Genomic DNA, 16,840 nt, shown 5'->3' on the forward strand with positions numbered 1-16,840 from the left:
ATGCTAAAATTCACGCATTTATTTTTAGGAAACAAAGGACAAATCTTGCTAACTTTCAAGTGGAATAAATCATTTGTGACAAATATCGACACGGTTGATGAGCAGCACAAAATGCTCGTAAATATGATAAACAAGCTAGGGGAGAGCATTTACGCAAAAGAGGAACTTGCGCCGGAGGTTTTGGATAAATATTTTGAAAATCTCGCGCTTTATGCGAAGGTGCATTTTGGCGATGAAGAGGCGTATATGACGGAGTATCAGGTGGATTCACGGCACAAGGACGCCCATAAACACGCCCACGAAATGTTTCTCCAAGAGGCAACCAAGCTCTATGAGGGCGTGAAAAACAAGCTCATCGGACCTGAGTTTTTGTTTCACTTTTTGGCGAATTGGATTTCTATCCACATTTTAGGCACGGATAAGATTATGGCAAAGCAAATCAAAAATATCACTGAGGGCAAAAGCCCAAAAGAGGCATTTGACGCCGTGCAAGATGTGGTAGATGAGACTGTCGCTCCCCTACTCTACGCGGTAAATCAGCTTTTTACCCGCACTACGAATATGAATCACAAGCTTATGAGCCTAAATCGCTCTTTAAATGAGCAAGTTCAGCTCCGCACACAACAGCTCCAACGCGCAAATGATACGCTAAAAGCGATGGCACTCACCGACACACTCACAAATCTCGGCAATCGCCGTGCCGCTGTGGCATATCTCCAAAATGAGTGGAAAAAGCCCTTTGATGAGCGCATTACGCTAACTTGCATAATGATTGATGTGGATAAATTTAAGCACATAAACGACACGCAGGGGCACGAGTGCGGGGACAAAGTGCTAAAAACCGTTGCCACCAAAATCCGCGATTCAGTGCGAAATGATGACTTTGTGTGTCGGCTTGGGGGCGATGAGTTTGTCGTGCTATCAAATAACACGAATCTTGCCTACATTATGCAGCTTGCCGAGCATATCCGCAAGCAAATCGCGCAAATCCACCTAAAATTCACAAGCGATGAGTGGATAGGCAGCATTTCGCTAGGCGTGGCACAGCGCGATGGCGACACCAAAACCTACATCGACTTGCTAAAAAAGGCAGACGAGGGACTTTACATCGCAAAAGAGGGCGGACGCAACCAAATCGGCTGTGCGCAAAGCTTTGGCTTTTGCAGTTTAGAAGAGGGTAAGCGACATTAGAGATTCGCAGAATCTGCTTTGATTTTTGATAGATTCTGCGATTCGCACGAAAAACGCAGAATCTAAATGGCAAAATGTGGCAGATTCTGCGTTTTTACGCGAGATTCTGCGAAAAGTGCTAGTTAGATAAAAATGCCATTGCGACTTCTTTGCGCGGTGTGCGACAAGATAAATGCGTATATAGGCTTAATTCATCACAAATCCCAAAGAGCGATTTTTGCACGGAATCAAAAAAATACTCACACACGGCAATAATCTCGCGCTGATTGTTGCAATGTTCGTAATTCATAATCACATCATAATCTAACCCATATTTTAGGCGAAATTCAAATCCCGTAGTCGCCTTATATCCAAGCGTCCAAAGGAATCGCCCTTGCGATGGAATGGAGGCTGAAAACACGCCATTATTTTCAAGCAATAAGCACGAAATTGCCATCACGCGGGGCAAATCCAAGATATGCTCCAAAACAGCGCAAGAAATTATGCGATTGTAAAGTTTATCTTTTTGCGAATCTAATGTTTGCGGAGAATGTAATGCTAAATCGCCCTTATTTAGCGGATTTGCCCCCCCCCCATAGTTGAATTTACGCTAATATTAAAATCACTTGCAACTTCGCTAATATCAGCGTAAATTTTGCGCACTTTGGGCAGATTTAGCGAATCCTTGTAAAGTGCGGAAAATGGCTCAATAATATCATAGTGGCTAAAATCGCGCTCAAACTCCATCTGATTTAGCGTCCCTGCGCCGATTTCTAGCGTCCTATTGCCCTGTAAATCGCGTGTGTCAAGCGCGACTTTTTTATGAAGCCACCGCTCCATTCTCTGTGCCACGCTACTAGCAGTTGTGTCGCCCTTGCGATTTGATTTGTAAAAACTCTCATAAATTTCGGCATATTGTTTGGGTAACGGAGTGCGAATCTTTGGAAATTGTGGGAAAATCATTTGGCGTCCTTTGTGGTGATTTAGAAGTGCAATTTTAACACAAAATAATAGATTACGCTCCAAATATTTTCCCAAATGAGCCGAAAAATAGCTCTTTTGCTTCATTTTGCGTGATTGCGATAGTGTCAATATTTAGATTCGCGCCCTTGCCCTCCACGCGCCCAATTACGCGATAATTTAACCCAAATTGCCGTGAGAGTGCGTCTAGTGCGTCCATATCGCCCTCTGTGATTTCCACAATCGCGTTGCTTTGGGATTCGCTAAAAATTGCGTCCTTACCTTCATCTAAATCAACAGCAACGCCATATCCGCCAAATAACGCCATTTTTGCCACAGCGATGGCGATTCCGCCTTCTTTCACAGCTTTGGCGGATTTGATGAACCCCGCGCCATTTTGAAGGACATTCCACAAGGCAAGTTCTTTGTAGAGATTGATTTGCGGGGGTGTGCCTACGATTTGGTTGTGTGCGACTTTTAGCCACAAGCTCCCGCCAAAACATTCGCCAAAATCGCCTAGTAGCACGATAAGATTGCCTTTGCTTTTGAGTGCGGAGTCTAAAATTTTTGCGGTGGATTCGCGTGAATCTGCGGTGGATTCGCCTAAATTTGCATTAGATTCGCCACAAATTAGCCCCACCATTCCAATGCTAGGCGTGGGGTAAATATCCACGCCATTTGTTTGGTTGTAAAGTGAGACATTTCCGCTTACCACAGGCGTTTTTAGCACTTCGCAGGCTTCCTTTATGCCCTCGCACACTTCGCCAAACTGCCACATAACGCTAGGATTTTCAGGGCTACCGAAATTTAGACAATCAGTAATCGCTAGTGGCTTCGCGCCCCGCGTTGCGCAGTTGCGCCCTGCGGTAGCTACGGCGATTTTTGCGCCATCTTTTGGGGAGAGATAGCAAAAGCGCGGATTGCAATACACACTCATCGCCAAAAAATTCCCATTCTCACGGACGCGAATCACGCTCCCATCGCCACTGCCACTGCCGACAATGGTGTTACATAAAATAGTGTTATCAAACTGCGTGTAAATGTAGCTTTTATCGGCAATCTCTGGGTGGCTCAAAATCGCACGAAATAGCTCGTTTTGGGATTTTTCGCTCTTTTGAATCGCCACGCTTTGCAAGGATTCGATATACTCTGGCTTATGCACTTCTCTCTTTAAAATCGGCGCATTGTGGCTAATAGGAGCGATAGGGATTTCGCCCACGCGCTCATTTTCCCAAAATAGTTCCATTACACCACTATCGGTTACTTCGCCGATGATTTCGGCATTCACTTCCCATTTTGCAAAAATCTCCATAATCTCGCGCTCCGCGCCTTTTTTAGCACAAAGCAGCATTCTCTCTTGGGATTCGCTAAGCATTAACTCATAAGGTGAAATATTTGGCTCTCTTGTAGGGATTTTGTCTAAATATAGTTTCATTCCGCTTTGATTTGCCGAATCACTCGCACGCGAAGCCATCTCAAAGCTAGAACTCGTAAGCCCCGCTGCGCCCATATCCTGAATCCCAACGATTAAATTTTTCTCAAACACCTCCAAACACGCCTCTAACAGCAACTTTTCGCTAAATGGGTCGCCTACTTGCACCGTGGGGCGCAGAGACTTTGAATCCTCGCTAAAACTATCGCTACTCATAACAGCCCCGCCAAGCCCATCTCTCCCCGTTTTGCTCCCCACATAAATGATAGAATTGCCCACGCCACTTGCCCTACCATAGAAAATGCGCTCTTTTTTTGCAATGCCAAGATTCAGCGCATTTACCAAAATATTGCCGTTGTAGCAGGATTCAAAACTCGTTTCGCCCCCGATTGTCGGCACTCCCATACAATTACCATAATCGCCAATCCCAGCTACCACGCGTGAAAGCAGGTATTTATGCAATTTGCCGACTTCATCATCACGCAAAATCTCGCCAAATCGTATCGAGTCAAGACTAGCCACAGGACGCGCACCCATCGTAAAAATATCACGCATAATGCCACCCACGCCCGTAGCCGCCCCCGCATACGGCTCAATAAAGCTAGGGTGATTGTGCGACTCCATCTTAAAAATCGCCGCATAGCCCCCGCCAATGTCAATCACACCAGCATTTTCACCCGGTCCTTGAATCACCCACTCTGCTTTCGTGGGGAAGCCACTCAAATAAATTTTGCTTGATTTATAGCTGCAATGCTCACTCCACATCGCGCTAAAAATGCCTATTTCAAGTAGATTTGGCGAACGCCCTAAAATCTGTGTGATATTGTTATAATCCGCACGACCTAGCTTGTGATTTTTAAGAATCTCATCTAAATTTTGCATTTGTGCCTCACTTGCATTTAAAATAATCTAATCTTTGTCATTGTCTAAAACCGCTTTTATAGCCATAGCAGGGATAACAAATAGCATTGCAACCATACAAGCAACAATAAAAGTTTTCATTTATAGCCTCCTTAATTTTTTGATTTTTTTATTGATTTTGCTGTAAATCCAAACGATTAGAATAAAACACACAAAAGACAATACAAGAGACAACACTAGCAACCAAGTTTCGACATTTTGGTAATTTGTAGCACACCAGCCAATAAGTGCCAAAAGCGTAGCCACCACAACGCCAAGCCAAAATTTAAAAATACCTATTTGTGCTTTAACTTCATCTTTTTTGCTCATAACAAGCCCTTGCCTTAAAATAAAATCGCATTATATCATAAAAGATTTTTTTGCTACAATCACAAAAAATAATTTAAGGAATTGAAGTGCGGGTATTGTTAAGCTATGTTTTGATTATAATATCATTAGGCTATTTACTACCATCTGCTGTTGCTTGGAGGCGAAACCACAATAACCAAAATGCCATTTTAGTCCTTAATTTGCTATTGGGTTGGACTTTTTTATTTTGGGTAATGGCTTTGGTTTGGGGTCTTACGGACAATATAAGCAAAACATAATAAGGATAAATTTTGAAAAACGATAATATTTCTTTTAGCGAGTGCGTGGATTTGCTAGAAAATCTTGCGGTTGAGTGTGTTGGGATTGAACGAGTGTTTATCGATAAATGCGTGGGGCGTGTGCTTTGTGAGAGTATTTTGGCGCGGGAAAATAATCCCAAATTTCACACTTCAAATATGGACGGCTATGCGTTTAGATTCGCGGATTTGGGGATTTTGAGCGAATCTGGGCTAAAAATCGCAAGTGTAAATAAAGCTGGTAATGCCGATTCGTGTGCGATTCAAAAAGGCGAGTGTATCAAAACTTTTACAGGCGCGAAAATGCCACAAGGTGCGGATTGTTTGGTAATCGTAGAAAATGTAGAAGTGAAAAATGGGCGAATTTTTTTGGTGGGCAATTCGTCTCTTACGCAATCTTCGCGGGAGCTTGAAAAATTCTCATTCGATAGGCAACCAGCCTTATCTCAATCGAATTTTTCTACGCAACCCACGAATCTCACGCAAGATACTAGAATTGCAAACGATTTAAAATCAGATTCTGCGAATCACACAAAAAACGCAGAATCTACACCAAAGCAATGGCAATATATCCGCAAAATGGGCGAAAACTACAAGCAAGGCGATATTTTACTCGCACAAGGCGAGATTTTATCGCCATTTAGCGTAGGGATTTTGGCGCAAAATCACAATATTTTAATTAGCGTTTATCGTAAGATTCGCGTAGGCATTTTAAGCGGGGGCGATGAGCTAATCGAGCTAGGCGAGTTGCCACAAAGCCAAAATTACATTTATAGCTCAAATAATCACGCACTTTGTGCGATTGCAAGGGCTTTGAATGCAGAGTGCAAAATCTACCCGCTTTTGCAAGATAATCCGCAATCTATCCGCGAATCGCTTTCGCGCAGCTTGCGCGACAATGACATTATCATCACCACAGGCGGTATGAGTAGGGGCGACTTTGACTTTACAAAGGACATAATCCGCGAGTTTGGCGAGTGCGTGTTTAGCGGTGTGAAAATTAAGCCCGGCAAAGTGGTTGCGCATATCAAATGCGATGGCGCATTTAGTGGGAAGCACATTTTCGCACTGCCCGGCAATCCGTCTTCTAGCATTGTGAGTTTTTTGCTCTTTGGGCGAATCATAATGCAAAAAATGCTAAATTTGCCCCCGCAAATCCCTATCAAAAAGGGCAAATTGCTTCGCGCTGTGGATAATGTGAAAAATGATAGACTTTGCTTTGAGTTGGCGGATTTGAGTGTCGAATCGGGCTTTTATGCGGTGAATCCGCGCAACAACCGCAATTCATATATGATAAATGATTTTAGTGGCGCATTTTGCATTTTGGCGCAAAAAAGCTACCAAAAAGGCGAATTTGTGGATATAATTTTGCTAAATGATTTATTGCGATTGTAGGGAGGATTTAGATGATAAAGGTGCATTTTTTGGGACCCATTGGGTTAGATTCGATAGAAGTGGATTGTAAAAATTTCGATGAGTTAAAGGCAGAGCTTGGCAAAATCGATGAGCTAAAAGCGTGGATACCGCTATGTGCGGTGGCTTTGAATGATAAGATTATCCAAAATCCTAGCGAGATTGAATTTAAGGATAATGATGAGATTTCGTTGCTACCGCCTGTGTGTGGCGGGTGAATCGCGTTTTTGGATTCGTATGATTTTGCGTGGTAAATCGCGCTAGATTCGCGTGAATCGCACAAAAATTTAATGGGGGCAGGTTATGGAAAATCTAATCATTGCAAATGGTGCGCTAGTGGATTCTACGATTCAAACGAAATTTAAAGGATAAAAATGGAAAATCTAATTATCGTAGATTCTGCGCTTGATACAAATACGATTTTAGCGCAGTGGCAGGAAGTGGCAAAGGCACAGAATTTTGGCGCAGTTGCGGTGTTTATCGGCGTTGTCCGCGCTGAAAATGGCATAAGTGCGCTTAGCTTTGATATTTATATGCCTTTGCTAAAATCGTGGGTTGATTCGTGGCAGATTCGCGCACAAAGTGCTGAAAAAAACTTGCAGATTTTGATGGCGCACTCAAAAGGCGATGTGAGCGTGGGCGAATCGTCCTTTATGTGCGCTATTTTGTCGCGCAATCGCAAAGCGGCACTAGCGATTTATGATGAATTTATCGAGGATTTTAAGGCAAATGCGCCGATATGGAAATATGATATTAAAGATGGAGCGCGAATCTATGCCAAAGATAGAAGCAAAAAACTGCGAGGTGCGGGGATTTTGGAGCTATGAGATTCGCGCGATAAAAGGGCAAAAATGACAAAAATCATTAGTTTTAGCGGTGTCTCAAATAGTGGGAAAACTACGCTGATTACGGGACTTTGCAAGATTTTAATCCCTGAATTTAAAGTAGGCGTGATAAAGCACGACCCCAAAAATAAAGTCGTATTTGATACCATTGGCAAGGACAGCTACAAATTCTTTGAATCTGGCGCAAATGTGGCGGTTGTATCACCTGCGCAAACTACGATTCGCCTGCAAAAAGGGCTACAAAATGACATAATTATGGATTTGCTAAATCGCTGCGAACCGCTTGATTATATCTTTATTGAGGGATTTAAGACTATGCCATATCGGCGAATCTGCGTGGTGCGCGGGGATTTTGTGGATAGCGATGTGGAAAATGCAAATGCGATTGCGGTGATAGATTCTGCAAATATTGCGCAAAATCCCGCATTTAAGGGCAAAACTATACTTGATTTAGATAATCACAGAGAAGTTTTGGAGTGGATAGATTCGCTACAATGGTAAATTTAGCTTTAGATTCGCGCGGATTTGATTCAAATAAATGGGGGACAAAATGCAAGAAAAAATAGTTCAAATAGGCGTTTTGGTGGCGTCAGATAGGGCGTTTAATGGTGTGTATGAGGATATTAGTGGCAAGGCGATTGTTGAGGTTTTGCAAAGCTATCTAACCACCAAATGGGAGGCGAAATACCGCCTTGTGAGCGATGAATTTGAAATCATAAAGGGCGCATTGCTTGACTTATCAAAAGAATGTTCGCTGATTTTAACCACAGGTGGCACGGGACCCGCAAAGCGTGATGTAACCGTGGAAGCCACCGAAGCGGTATGCCAAAAAATGTTGCCCGGCTTTGGCGAACTAATGCGAAGCATAAGTTTGCGATATGTGCCAACGGCGATTTTGTCGCGTCAAAGTGCTGGAATCTGCGATGAGAGCCTCATCATAAATCTGCCCGGCAAACCAAAAAGCATCAAAGAATGTTTGGACGCAGTTTTCCCCGCTGTGCCTTATTGCTTGGACTTAATTGGCGGAGATTATTTAGAGACAGATGAATCAATCATCAAAGCCTTTCGCCCGAAGAGCTAAAAGCGCGAATCTTGCTACAAATTTTGCACTAATTACTTGCCTTTTGATTTGCGTGGCTTTGGTGTGGGGAGAAATGGCAGTGCGGATTGTATGATTTGTGCGATGAGCGTGAGATTTTCAATGTCTATTATATAATGCTCTCTTGCGCCATCAAATGGATAGCCTAGCGTGAAAAATTCGCTATTTTCGCGCACGATTGCGTCCAAAGATTCATACTTTTTGATAAATACGCTCTCATCGCAGAGCAAAAATAGCACTTTTTTTGGCGAATCTAAATGCGAATCTACGCAAGTTTCACTCGAATCCGCATAAACACAATATTCGCCAAACATTTTTTTCGCGCTAAATGCAAATCGATTTTCTAAAAACTTATCATTACACCGCGCTAACTGCTCTAACACAAAGTCCTTGTAACTCGCACTTGTCGCCATTTCTGCCCTTGCTAAATCATATAAAAGCCAAAATTATAGCAAATTTTTACAAATCCGATAAGAATTATGGCGTTTGATTTATTTTTCACGCAAAATCGCTCTAAATTTTTGCTACAATTTCGCTTTTTTTTAAAACACACGATTCGCAAATCATTTTTTACAAATTTTATAAGGGGCAAATTTTGGGATTTAGCATTTTTGGCATTAGATTTTTTGACTTTACGGCAAAGGTGACTTATGCGGACGCATTTCTTACAATCGCGCTAGTGTGCGGGATTTCGCTTATTTTATTTCTCATTCTCCGCGCAAAAGCACAAAAAATAACAAACAACGATTAAGATAAATCGCGCGTGGATTCAAATTTCACATTTGAAGAGTGTGTGATTTGAATGAGGTTAAGGCTTGTTATAATGCTGGTTCGCTAATAAAATCAGAGAAAGGCACACAAAAAAATATCACAAAAGGATATGAATTTCACAAAAAAGCCTGTGAGATTGAGCCAAATCTTAAAGTGTGCGAAAAATATCAGCAAAAATAATGCACGATTTGCGCGAATCTAAAAGGTAAATTTTGATTCAAACTATCGCAAATCGTGCGAATCCGCGCTTTTAGATTCACGAAAATCAAAGCCCCGCGAATCTAAACTTTACCACAAATCTGAAACGCACAAATTTTCGCTACAATCGCGCTTTTAAAATTTAAATTTAAATGGAGTGAGAAAATGCAAGCAAAATTTTAGGATTAGCAATCGTGGTGATTTTGATAACTGCGTGTGAAATGGTTCAAGATTCGACAGATTTGCATTTAGATTCACACTCAAATGCGAATCTAAAAGACATTGATAGGGAACTTATATCTGCAGCTTTATTTGGGGATTTGCAAGAGGCAAGACGCCTCATATCACAAGGCGCAAATGTGAATGTAGATTTATGTGTCGGTTATGATGATTGTATGCAATCTTCTAGCACTCCATTGGAGTTGGCAGTAGTCAATGGAAATTTAGAAATGGTTAAATTTTTAGTAGAAAATGGTGCAGATGTAAATTTTGGGCTTGGAGCACTGAAGTTCGCATTGACAGAATATGGATATGATAGCAAGGAAATAACACGATTTTTAATACAAAATGGTGCGGATATAAGTAGTATTTCGGTGTTTGATATTATTGATGTCCTAGATAGAGTTAATACCCAAATGATAGATGTTTTGGTTGCAAATGGCGTGGATATAGATAAAAAAAACGATGAAGGTAAAAGCATTTTGCTATATCTTGCAAGTTTGCGCTGGTTTGATGCCATAGAGCCTATCATAGAAAATGGCGCAAATGTCAATCTAAAAGACAATAAAGGCAATACGGCTTTGGCGTTAGTGTCGCGGTATTTATACGATAATGAGAAGTATGAAAAGACACAAATTGATGTAATAAAATCTCTTATCAAACACGGCGCAGATATAAATGCAAAAGATGAGTTTGGCAAAAGTGCGCTAGATTATTTAAAGCAATATTTAGACAATGATGAATATCGCGCAATCTTTGGTAAAAATAAATAGGCAAAGGCGATGAATCGCGTTTTTAAAATGTAAATTTTAAACAGAGTGTGAGAAATGCAAAAATTAAGCAAAATCTTATTCGCACTTGCATTTGGCGTGGGTGCTATGATTAGGGCAAATCTAGCGAATCTAAAATGCGAATCTAGTGGCGATTTGTCATAGATTTAGGCGAATCTAAAAGGTAGATTTTGATTTGATTCGCGCAAATCTAACAAACCCTGCGAATCTACAACGCATTTTTGATTCAAACCTTGCGAATCTAAAAGCCTCGCGAATCTAAAAAGTGTGAATTTTTTGCTAAAATTGCGCTTTTAAAATTTTAGATTCAAATGGAGCGAAAAATGAACAAAACCACGCATTTAAAGGCTTTGGAAGCTGAATCGATTTTCATTATCCGCGAGGTTGTCGCGGAGTTTGGCAATCCTGCTATGCTTTATAGCATTGGCAAGGATAGCTCGGTGCTACTGCATTTAATCCAAAAGGCGTTTTATCCCGCGCTCCCGCCATTTCCGCTGGTGCATGTGGATACGAAGTGGAAGTTTCGCGAGATGATTGAGTTTCGCGATAAACGCGCAAAGGAAGTGGGTATGAATCTCATCGTATATAGCAACCCTGAGGGCGAAAAAATCAACATTTCGCCATTCACGCACGGAAGCGCAATGCACACGGACATTATGAAAACGCAGGGGTTAAAGCAAATGTTAGATTTGTATAAGTTTGACGCGGTGTTTGGCGGGGCTAGGCGCGATGAGGAAAAGTCAAGGGCAAAAGAGCGCGTGTATTCATTCCGTGATGAAAATCACCGCTGGGACCCTAAAAATCAACGCCCCGAAGTGTGGAATCTCTACAACGGACGGCACAAAGAGGGCGAATCGATTCGCGTTTTTCCGCTTAGTAATTGGACAGAGTTAGATGTGTGGCAATATATCTTGCTTGAAAAGATTCCCATTCCTAGCCTGTATTTTGCCAAAGAACGCTTGGTAAGCCCATATAAAGGCACAAAGATTCTCATCGATGATGAACGCATCCCTAGCGAGATTGCCAAAAATGCGCGCAAAGAAATGGTGCGCTTTCGCACTTTGGGGTGCTATCCGCTCACAGGCGCGGTAGAATCTACCGCAGATACTTTGGAAAAAATCATCGAGGAATTGCTCCTTGCAAATACGAGTGAGCGACAAGGACGGCTCATAGATAGCGATGAAGAATCAAGTATGGAAAAGAAAAAACAAGAGGGGTATTTCTAATGAAAAAGAACGCGACACACGAGACTTTGCACGAATATTTAGCAAAGCACCAAAACAAAGAGCTATGTAGATTCATAACCTGCGGGAGCGTAGATGACGGCAAATCCACGCTTATAGGGCGATTGCTCTATGATTCAAAGGCGTTGTTTGAAGACCAGCTAAGCGCATTAGAAAAAGAGAGTGCAAAAATCGGCACACAAGGCGGGAATTTGGACTTTGCGTTGCTTGTCGATGGGCTATCAAGTGAAAGAGAGCAAGGAATCACAATCGATGTGGCATATCGCTTTTTTACCACAGAAAAGCGCAAATATATCATCGCCGATACGCCCGGACACGAGCAATACACGCGTAATATGGCGACAGGTGCGAGCACAGCGGATATTGCCGTGATTTTGCTTGATGCGCGAAAGGGCGTGCTGACACAGAGCAAACGGCATTCATATATCGTAAGTCTGCTTGGCATTAAGCACATTATTGTCGCGGTAAATAAAATGGATTTGATGGATTATTCAAACGAAGTCTTTGAATCTATCGTGCGTGATTATAAAGCAATTATCCCGCAACTTGCCTATCATAGCGACATTGTCTTTGACTTTATCCCCATTTCTGCCCTGCAAGGCGAAAATATTTTGCATAAAAGTGAGAAAATCTCGTGGTATAAAGGCAAATCGCTAATGGAGATTTTAGATAGCGCAAAGATTCACAAGCAACAAAGTCAAAATTTCATTCTCCCCGTGCAGTTTGTCAATCGCCCGAATTTAGATTACCGCGCATTTTGTGGCAATATAGAGAGTGGCGAAATCAAAGTAGGCGATAGTATCGTGGCTTTGCCATCAAAGAAGACAAGCAAAATTAAGGCGATTGTAAGCCAAGATATTGCGAATTTGGATTGCAAAAAGTTTGACAAAAAGGCGTTAGGCGCGGTGAAAGGCGCGAGATTCCCACAGAGTGTCTCACTTGTGCTAGAAGATGAAATCGACATTACGCGGGGTGATATTATCGCCAAAAAAGAGCATAGTTTGAAACTTGGCAAATGCGTGGTGGCGGACATTGTGTGGTTTGATGAAGTCGCGCTTGAATTGCAATCTAGCTATGTCATCAAACGCGCCACCTCCACGCTCAAAGGCAGTGTGGAGCAAATCCTCTACAAAAAGGATATAAACGACTTTACCGAGCACCCCGCGCATAACTTGCACCTAAATGACATAGCGCGGTGCGTGGTGAAGTTTGATAGGGCTTTGGGGCTTGAATCGTATAACAACAACCGCGTGGCAGGGAGTTTCATCATCATCGATAAATACACAAATGCGACTTTGGGCGCGGGAATGATTGTCGAAGTGGTGGAATCCAATGCCGATTCGGCGAATCTTGCGGTGGATTCAAAGCGCAAATATAGCCCACAAGAAAAGGCACTAAATGCCTTTATCCGTGAATTTTACCCAGAATGGGGCTGTAAAGAGATTTAGGGATTGTTGCATTTGCTAATTGCGCGAATCGACTGATTCGCACAATGATTCATAGATTCACGCGAATCTAAAAAATAAATGGAGTAAAAAATGCAAACATTTTTAAGGATTTTAAAAACAAAATAGAGCAAGGTTGAATTATGAAAAAACTTATATTATTTTTGTTAATTAGCGATATTGTGTGCTCTACAGATTTAGGTTCTGCATTTGCTACAATCGCGTCAAAAGAGACACTAGATAAGCAGGTTGAATGGCTCTATGAGCAAGGTTGTCGCCCAGCTATTATCGAAACAAATGAATGTGTAAAGCCTAGCTTTTCGTGTGAAAAAGTGCAAGAAAATACGAGTGAGTGGCTACTTTGCTACAATCACAATGCTTTTTTGGATAATATTTTTACAAGTTACTATAATCTCATTATGCGCCATACCCCCAAAGCCCAAAAGTCAAAAGTTAAAGCCATAGCAAAGGAAGCGATGAAATTGCGCGATAAAAATGTCAAAAAGGACATAGAATCGGTAAATAATTATCTTGCCAAACTTGATAGAGAAGCAGAAAATGGCGATAAGGAAGCAGATGCAAGTCGTAGAGTGTATTGGAGAAATTTAGAAGACCCTTATTTTGAGATAAGAATGCGTATTGATAGCGCGTATCTTATTGGCATAAGCAATCTTACAAATTATCTTTTGGAGCAAAATCCACAACTTTTTGAGGCAATATTTCATAAGCATACACAATCTTATAGAATGATTTTAGGTGAATCTAATGGCAATTTTAACTATGATAGAGTGTGGGCGGCTTTGTATTTAGATGGCTTAATCGATAAAAACGGAGCACTTGTGGGCGATTTGCATAACGATTTGCACGAATCTCACTAAAAATTTTGCTAAAATTATGCTTTTAGATTTTAGATTCAAAACGGAGCGTGAGAAAATGCAAAATTTAAGCAAAATCTTATTAGCACTAGCATTTGCTTTTAGCGCGGTGGCGTTTGGCAATGCAAATGATTCGCAAAGCCAACAAAGTGTTATAGATTCGCTAAATAAACTACCATTACAGCAATATTTTAGGGATTTTGGGCTAAATTATTGCATAGTGGAACATAAAAATAATGGCGATGAGAGGGCAGATGAGATTTTAGCCCTGCTAAATGCGCATCATCAAGTCGCGCTCACTTCGCAAGATAAAGTGAAATCAAATGCCACGATTTACACGCATATAAAAGATTTTCTAAAAAGAGAAAATCTTGATGTTAAGGGCTACAAAAGAGGGGATGCTCTTGGTGCTTTGGGATTTTTTGCAGGGTGTTTGAGGGCTTATGTATCCAAAGAATATAAGGCATTTATCGATGATGAAATCCGCGCCCTTTGCACCAAATGCACACTGCCAAAAGACAAATACGCCACCTTGCCACCAAGCAACACGAATAAATTCCACGACTCAACTGATGGCAAAGTCTATAAATTAAAAGAGTTTGTTTTAAGCGAATGTGTGGGCGATATACAGCTAAAAAGTGGCAAAAAATCATTTGATATACTTAATCCATACATATTGTATTTTTATCCAAAAATCACTGATAAAATGTCAAGTGGTAGCAAGAAGCACTTTGCCACGCTATTTGACAAAGCACAAGGGGAAAACGCCTTTGCCAAATGCCTATCTGTGTATCATAGCGATGAGTTAGATGCGCAGATTCGCGCAGTGGTGCAAAAACATTCGCGTAAATAAAAGCGTAATAGATTCACACGAATCTAAAAAATAAAGGGAATAAAAAATGCAGGCATTTTCAAAGATTTTAGTTAGTTTATTTGTAATGGCAAGTATCGCGCTCACAAGCCTTAATGCCTTAAATTATGATGAGATGATAGCACAAAGATTTATCGTGCCTAGTTTTGATTGTGATAAAGCGAAATATATCGATGAGGGCGCAATTTGTGGCGATTTTAGCCATATAGATTCTAATGCCAATCTTGCCTTGCAAGATAATTTTTACTCAAGCTATTATAGACTTGTGATGAAAAATATCGATTCTAAAGATAAACCCAAAATCAAGCAAGTCTCGCTTGATATGATAAAAAATAGACGAAAATGTATCGATGAGAGTATGGAGCGTATCGCAAAAGCACATACAGAAATGGAGGAAGAGGGAATGAGAGGAAATCCTATTCATTTTGAAATGGCACAAGAAGATTGCATAACAGATGAATATATAAACACCTTTAGGCAAATCACGCAATTTATCTACAATATTCCCGCACATAAGTCCATATTTGAGAAAATCTTTTATCCAAATCCAAAGGAATATTATGAATCTATTATGACAAAAAGAAAAGAAGATGACTACAACGCATTAAGCTATATTATTAAAAAAGCTGCGAAAGATAATCTTATCGACAAAAACGGCGCGATTGTGGGCGATTTACATAACGATTCACGCGAATCTAGCGACAATTTAAAAAGGGAGTAAAACAATGAAAAAATTAAGTTTGGTATTTTTCGTGGCGTTTGTGTCGATTGCGTTTGCAGGAAATGCAAAAGGTGATTGGCAATGGGAGAGCGTGGATTGTGAGTTTGAGAAACTTGATAATAGCAAGATGATGGAGTTGCGGTATAAATATGAGAAATTAAGTAATGGGCAGACTTATGCGTATCAAGTTGTGGTAATACCTAAAAAATATAATATAGAATTTTGCGGTTACCCTCAATTTACCATAATAGAAGCCAAAAGTATGCAAGAGGCACACGATAAACTAAAAGAGGCGCAAGAGGTTTTATATTGGGTAGGAAGTTCTGCGAAATATTGGGTAGAAAGTTCTGATAAAACGAGATATTTAGAATCATACACATTTTATGAGATTGGGTTTTTGGATAAACTACCAAAGCAAAATCATAAATACAAGGGCGAATGTTATCAATATATGTGTGTGCCTCCGTGGGCGCAATATGAGTGGAGCAAGAATAAAAAACAGCTTACAATCACATCATATATTACTGAGTGTGGCACACAAAAACATATATTGTCTGATTTAGGCAATGGCACATTTAAGATTGTAAAAACGATACCACCGTGCTATGTGGAATGGGAGTAAAAAATGCAAACATTAAGTTTATTTTTTATGCTTTATGTGCTAACACTCACAAATGCAAATGCGCTTGATATAGAAAAACTTAAAAAAGAAACTTTAAAGAAAGCCACAGCCAAAGAGTATGTAGAAATTGTAGATTCCCACAATACAAATGTTTATGAAAAAACTTTTCACAATAAACAATATATTTTTATTCGCACAGAGGTTGAAGGGCATAGCGAAGGATACTTACACCACGAAGAAAACCATTGCGTAGCTATTGCAGATGCGGATAAGTTGCTAAATATATTTTGTGCGGATGGGACACACTCTATAGAATCACGCATAGATTTTAAGGGCGATTATTTTACCATTGTCTTTGGTATAAATGATTTTAAATATGAAGCAGTGTGGAAATCCTATTATACATTTAAATTTATCAACGATGGGTTTTATCTCTATCAACGCAGTGTAGAAGATTTCAAACTCAATGGTAAAGACGCCCAATCTAGTGAATATGTTTTTGATAAAATGAAGATTCTCTACCGCCAACCACGCGATGACCCTAAAATGGCGAATCTAATCCCGCTAGATTCTATAACTGATGAGTTAATAATAGAATTGAACGATAAATGCTATAAAAATGGGAAATGTAAATAAAG

The 16,840-nt window shown here is 40.6% G+C and carries 22 protein-coding genes; 17 read left to right on the top strand and 5 right to left on the bottom strand.

The window, feature by feature from the left end; genetic code table 11:
- Positions 1–1,191, top strand: coding sequence for a diguanylate cyclase (locus ACWIUD_RS00270; protein ID WP_454145557.1), 1,191 nt, complete (start codon positions 1–3; stop codon positions 1,189–1,191).
- Positions 1,192–1,309: 118 nt separating this feature from the next.
- Here ACWIUD_RS00270 and ACWIUD_RS00275 read toward each other — a convergent pair whose 3' ends face one another.
- From ACWIUD_RS00275 to ACWIUD_RS00290, 4 genes are all read right to left on the bottom strand, one after another.
- Positions 1,310–1,657 carry a hypothetical protein gene (locus ACWIUD_RS00275; protein WP_454145560.1) on the bottom strand — a complete coding sequence of 116 codons (348 nt, stop codon included), beginning with the start codon at positions 1,655–1,657 and terminating at the stop codon, positions 1,310–1,312.
- A gap of 86 nt (positions 1,658–1,743) precedes the next feature.
- A complete protein-coding gene (locus ACWIUD_RS00280; protein ID WP_454145562.1) occupies positions 1,744–2,133 on the bottom strand; it encodes a hypothetical protein in 390 nt (129 codons plus the stop codon).
- A 52-nt stretch (positions 2,134–2,185) separates the two neighbouring features.
- On the bottom strand, positions 2,186–4,444 hold the full coding sequence (gene purL / locus ACWIUD_RS00285; RefSeq protein WP_454145564.1) for a phosphoribosylformylglycinamidine synthase subunit PurL: 2,259 nt from the start codon (positions 4,442–4,444) through the stop codon (positions 2,186–2,188).
- 120 nt (positions 4,445–4,564) lie between these two features.
- Positions 4,565–4,792, bottom strand: coding sequence for a hypothetical protein (locus ACWIUD_RS00290; RefSeq protein WP_454145566.1), 228 nt, complete (start codon positions 4,790–4,792; stop codon positions 4,565–4,567).
- Positions 4,793–4,878: 86 nt separating this feature from the next.
- Between ACWIUD_RS00290 and ACWIUD_RS00295 the strand changes: the two genes are divergently transcribed.
- The 6 genes from ACWIUD_RS00295 to mog all read left to right on the top strand — a co-directional run bounded on the left by ACWIUD_RS00295 (position 4,879) and on the right by mog (position 8,427).
- Positions 4,879–5,070, top strand: coding sequence for a superinfection immunity protein (locus tag ACWIUD_RS00295; RefSeq protein ID WP_454145568.1), 192 nt, complete (start codon positions 4,879–4,881; stop codon positions 5,068–5,070).
- Between the two features lie 12 nt (positions 5,071–5,082).
- Positions 5,083–6,483 carry a molybdopterin molybdotransferase MoeA gene (locus ACWIUD_RS00300; RefSeq protein WP_454145570.1) on the top strand — a complete coding sequence of 467 codons (1,401 nt, stop codon included), beginning with the start codon at positions 5,083–5,085 and terminating at the stop codon, positions 6,481–6,483.
- Between the two features lie 11 nt (positions 6,484–6,494).
- A complete protein-coding gene (locus ACWIUD_RS00305; RefSeq protein ID WP_454145572.1) occupies positions 6,495–6,719 on the top strand; it encodes a MoaD/ThiS family protein in 225 nt (74 codons plus the stop codon).
- 156 nt (positions 6,720–6,875) lie between these two features.
- Positions 6,876–7,328 carry a molybdopterin synthase catalytic subunit gene (locus ACWIUD_RS00310; RefSeq protein ID WP_454145574.1) on the top strand — a complete coding sequence of 151 codons (453 nt, stop codon included), beginning with the start codon at positions 6,876–6,878 and terminating at the stop codon, positions 7,326–7,328.
- Between the two features lie 24 nt (positions 7,329–7,352).
- Complete coding sequence (gene mobB / locus ACWIUD_RS00315; RefSeq protein WP_454145576.1) at positions 7,353–7,847, top strand: molybdopterin-guanine dinucleotide biosynthesis protein B; 495 nt, start codon at positions 7,353–7,355, stop codon at positions 7,845–7,847.
- A 49-nt stretch (positions 7,848–7,896) separates the two neighbouring features.
- Complete coding sequence (gene mog, locus ACWIUD_RS00320) at positions 7,897–8,427, top strand: molybdopterin adenylyltransferase (protein WP_454145578.1); 531 nt, start codon at positions 7,897–7,899, stop codon at positions 8,425–8,427.
- 32 nt (positions 8,428–8,459) lie between these two features.
- Here mog and ACWIUD_RS00325 read toward each other — a convergent pair whose 3' ends face one another.
- The gene (locus tag ACWIUD_RS00325; protein ID WP_454145580.1) at positions 8,460–8,858 is read right to left on the bottom strand and encodes a transcriptional regulator; all 399 of its coding nucleotides are present in this window, start codon (positions 8,856–8,858) and stop codon (positions 8,460–8,462) included.
- A gap of 182 nt (positions 8,859–9,040) precedes the next feature.
- Between ACWIUD_RS00325 and ACWIUD_RS00330 the strand changes: the two genes are divergently transcribed.
- The 10 genes from ACWIUD_RS00330 (at position 9,041) to ACWIUD_RS00375 (ending at position 16,838) form a co-directional block, all read left to right on the top strand.
- Entirely contained in the window at positions 9,041–9,196 is a 156-nt protein-coding gene (locus tag ACWIUD_RS00330) for a hypothetical protein (RefSeq protein WP_454145582.1), read from the top strand.
- A gap of 47 nt (positions 9,197–9,243) precedes the next feature.
- Complete coding sequence (locus ACWIUD_RS00335; protein ID WP_454145584.1) at positions 9,244–9,396, top strand: hypothetical protein; 153 nt, start codon at positions 9,244–9,246, stop codon at positions 9,394–9,396.
- Between the two features lie 212 nt (positions 9,397–9,608).
- Positions 9,609–10,406, top strand: coding sequence for an ankyrin repeat domain-containing protein (locus tag ACWIUD_RS00340; RefSeq protein ID WP_454145586.1), 798 nt, complete (start codon positions 9,609–9,611; stop codon positions 10,404–10,406).
- Positions 10,407–10,747: 341 nt separating this feature from the next.
- Positions 10,748–11,650, top strand: coding sequence for a sulfate adenylyltransferase subunit CysD (gene cysD / locus ACWIUD_RS00345; protein ID WP_454145588.1), 903 nt, complete (start codon positions 10,748–10,750; stop codon positions 11,648–11,650).
- On the top strand, positions 11,650–13,116 hold the full coding sequence (gene cysN, locus ACWIUD_RS00350; RefSeq protein WP_454145590.1) for a sulfate adenylyltransferase subunit CysN: 1,467 nt from the start codon (positions 11,650–11,652) through the stop codon (positions 13,114–13,116). Before cysD ends, cysN begins: the two co-directional genes overlap by 1 nt.
- Positions 13,117–13,256: 140 nt before the next feature.
- Positions 13,257–13,991, top strand: a complete 735-nt coding sequence (locus ACWIUD_RS00355) for a hypothetical protein (RefSeq protein ID WP_454145592.1) — start codon at positions 13,257–13,259, stop codon at positions 13,989–13,991.
- A complete protein-coding gene (locus ACWIUD_RS00360) occupies positions 13,951–14,841 on the top strand; it encodes a hypothetical protein (protein WP_454145594.1) in 891 nt (296 codons plus the stop codon). The genes ACWIUD_RS00355 and ACWIUD_RS00360 overlap by 41 nt, the downstream gene beginning before the upstream one ends.
- 46 nt (positions 14,842–14,887) lie before the next feature.
- Entirely contained in the window at positions 14,888–15,580 is a 693-nt protein-coding gene (locus ACWIUD_RS00365; protein ID WP_454145596.1) for a hypothetical protein, read from the top strand.
- Between the two features lie 4 nt (positions 15,581–15,584).
- The gene (locus tag ACWIUD_RS00370) at positions 15,585–16,202 is read left to right on the top strand and encodes a hypothetical protein (protein WP_454145598.1); all 618 of its coding nucleotides are present in this window, start codon (positions 15,585–15,587) and stop codon (positions 16,200–16,202) included.
- Positions 16,203–16,205: 3 nt separating this feature from the next.
- Positions 16,206–16,838, top strand: a complete 633-nt coding sequence (locus tag ACWIUD_RS00375) for a hypothetical protein (RefSeq protein WP_454145600.1) — start codon at positions 16,206–16,208, stop codon at positions 16,836–16,838.
- Positions 16,839–16,840: the final 2 nt, after the last annotated feature.

It is taken from the genome of Helicobacter sp. 23-1044 (assembly GCF_053654695.1).

Bases quoted from the DNA above. Each gene is read 5' to 3' on its own strand.
- ACWIUD_RS00365 (WP_454145596.1), top strand. From the start codon at position 14,888: ATGCAGGCATTTTCAAAGATTTTAGTTAGTTTATTTGTAATGGCAAGT.
- purL (WP_454145564.1), bottom strand. From the start codon at position 4,444: ATGCAAAATTTAGATGAGATTCTTAAAAATCACAAGCTAGGTCGTGCG.
- mog (WP_454145578.1), top strand. From the start codon at position 7,897: ATGCAAGAAAAAATAGTTCAAATAGGCGTTTTGGTGGCGTCAGATAGG.
- ACWIUD_RS00325 (WP_454145580.1), bottom strand. From the start codon at position 8,858: ATGGCGACAAGTGCGAGTTACAAGGACTTTGTGTTAGAGCAGTTAGCG.
- ACWIUD_RS00370 (WP_454145598.1), top strand. From the start codon at position 15,585: ATGAAAAAATTAAGTTTGGTATTTTTCGTGGCGTTTGTGTCGATTGCG.
- ACWIUD_RS00305 (WP_454145572.1), top strand. From the start codon at position 6,495: ATGATAAAGGTGCATTTTTTGGGACCCATTGGGTTAGATTCGATAGAA.
- mobB (WP_454145576.1), top strand. From the start codon at position 7,353: ATGACAAAAATCATTAGTTTTAGCGGTGTCTCAAATAGTGGGAAAACT.
- ACWIUD_RS00310 (WP_454145574.1), top strand. From the start codon at position 6,876: ATGGAAAATCTAATTATCGTAGATTCTGCGCTTGATACAAATACGATT.
- ACWIUD_RS00290 (WP_454145566.1), bottom strand. From the start codon at position 4,792: ATGAGCAAAAAAGATGAAGTTAAAGCACAAATAGGTATTTTTAAATTT.
- cysN (WP_454145590.1), top strand. From the start codon at position 11,650: ATGAAAAAGAACGCGACACACGAGACTTTGCACGAATATTTAGCAAAG.
- ACWIUD_RS00375 (WP_454145600.1), top strand. From the start codon at position 16,206: ATGCAAACATTAAGTTTATTTTTTATGCTTTATGTGCTAACACTCACA.
- ACWIUD_RS00270 (WP_454145557.1), top strand. From the start codon at position 1: ATGCTAAAATTCACGCATTTATTTTTAGGAAACAAAGGACAAATCTTG.
- ACWIUD_RS00280 (WP_454145562.1), bottom strand. From the start codon at position 2,133: ATGATTTTCCCACAATTTCCAAAGATTCGCACTCCGTTACCCAAACAA.
- ACWIUD_RS00355 (WP_454145592.1), top strand. From the start codon at position 13,257: ATGAAAAAACTTATATTATTTTTGTTAATTAGCGATATTGTGTGCTCT.
- cysD (WP_454145588.1), top strand. From the start codon at position 10,748: ATGAACAAAACCACGCATTTAAAGGCTTTGGAAGCTGAATCGATTTTC.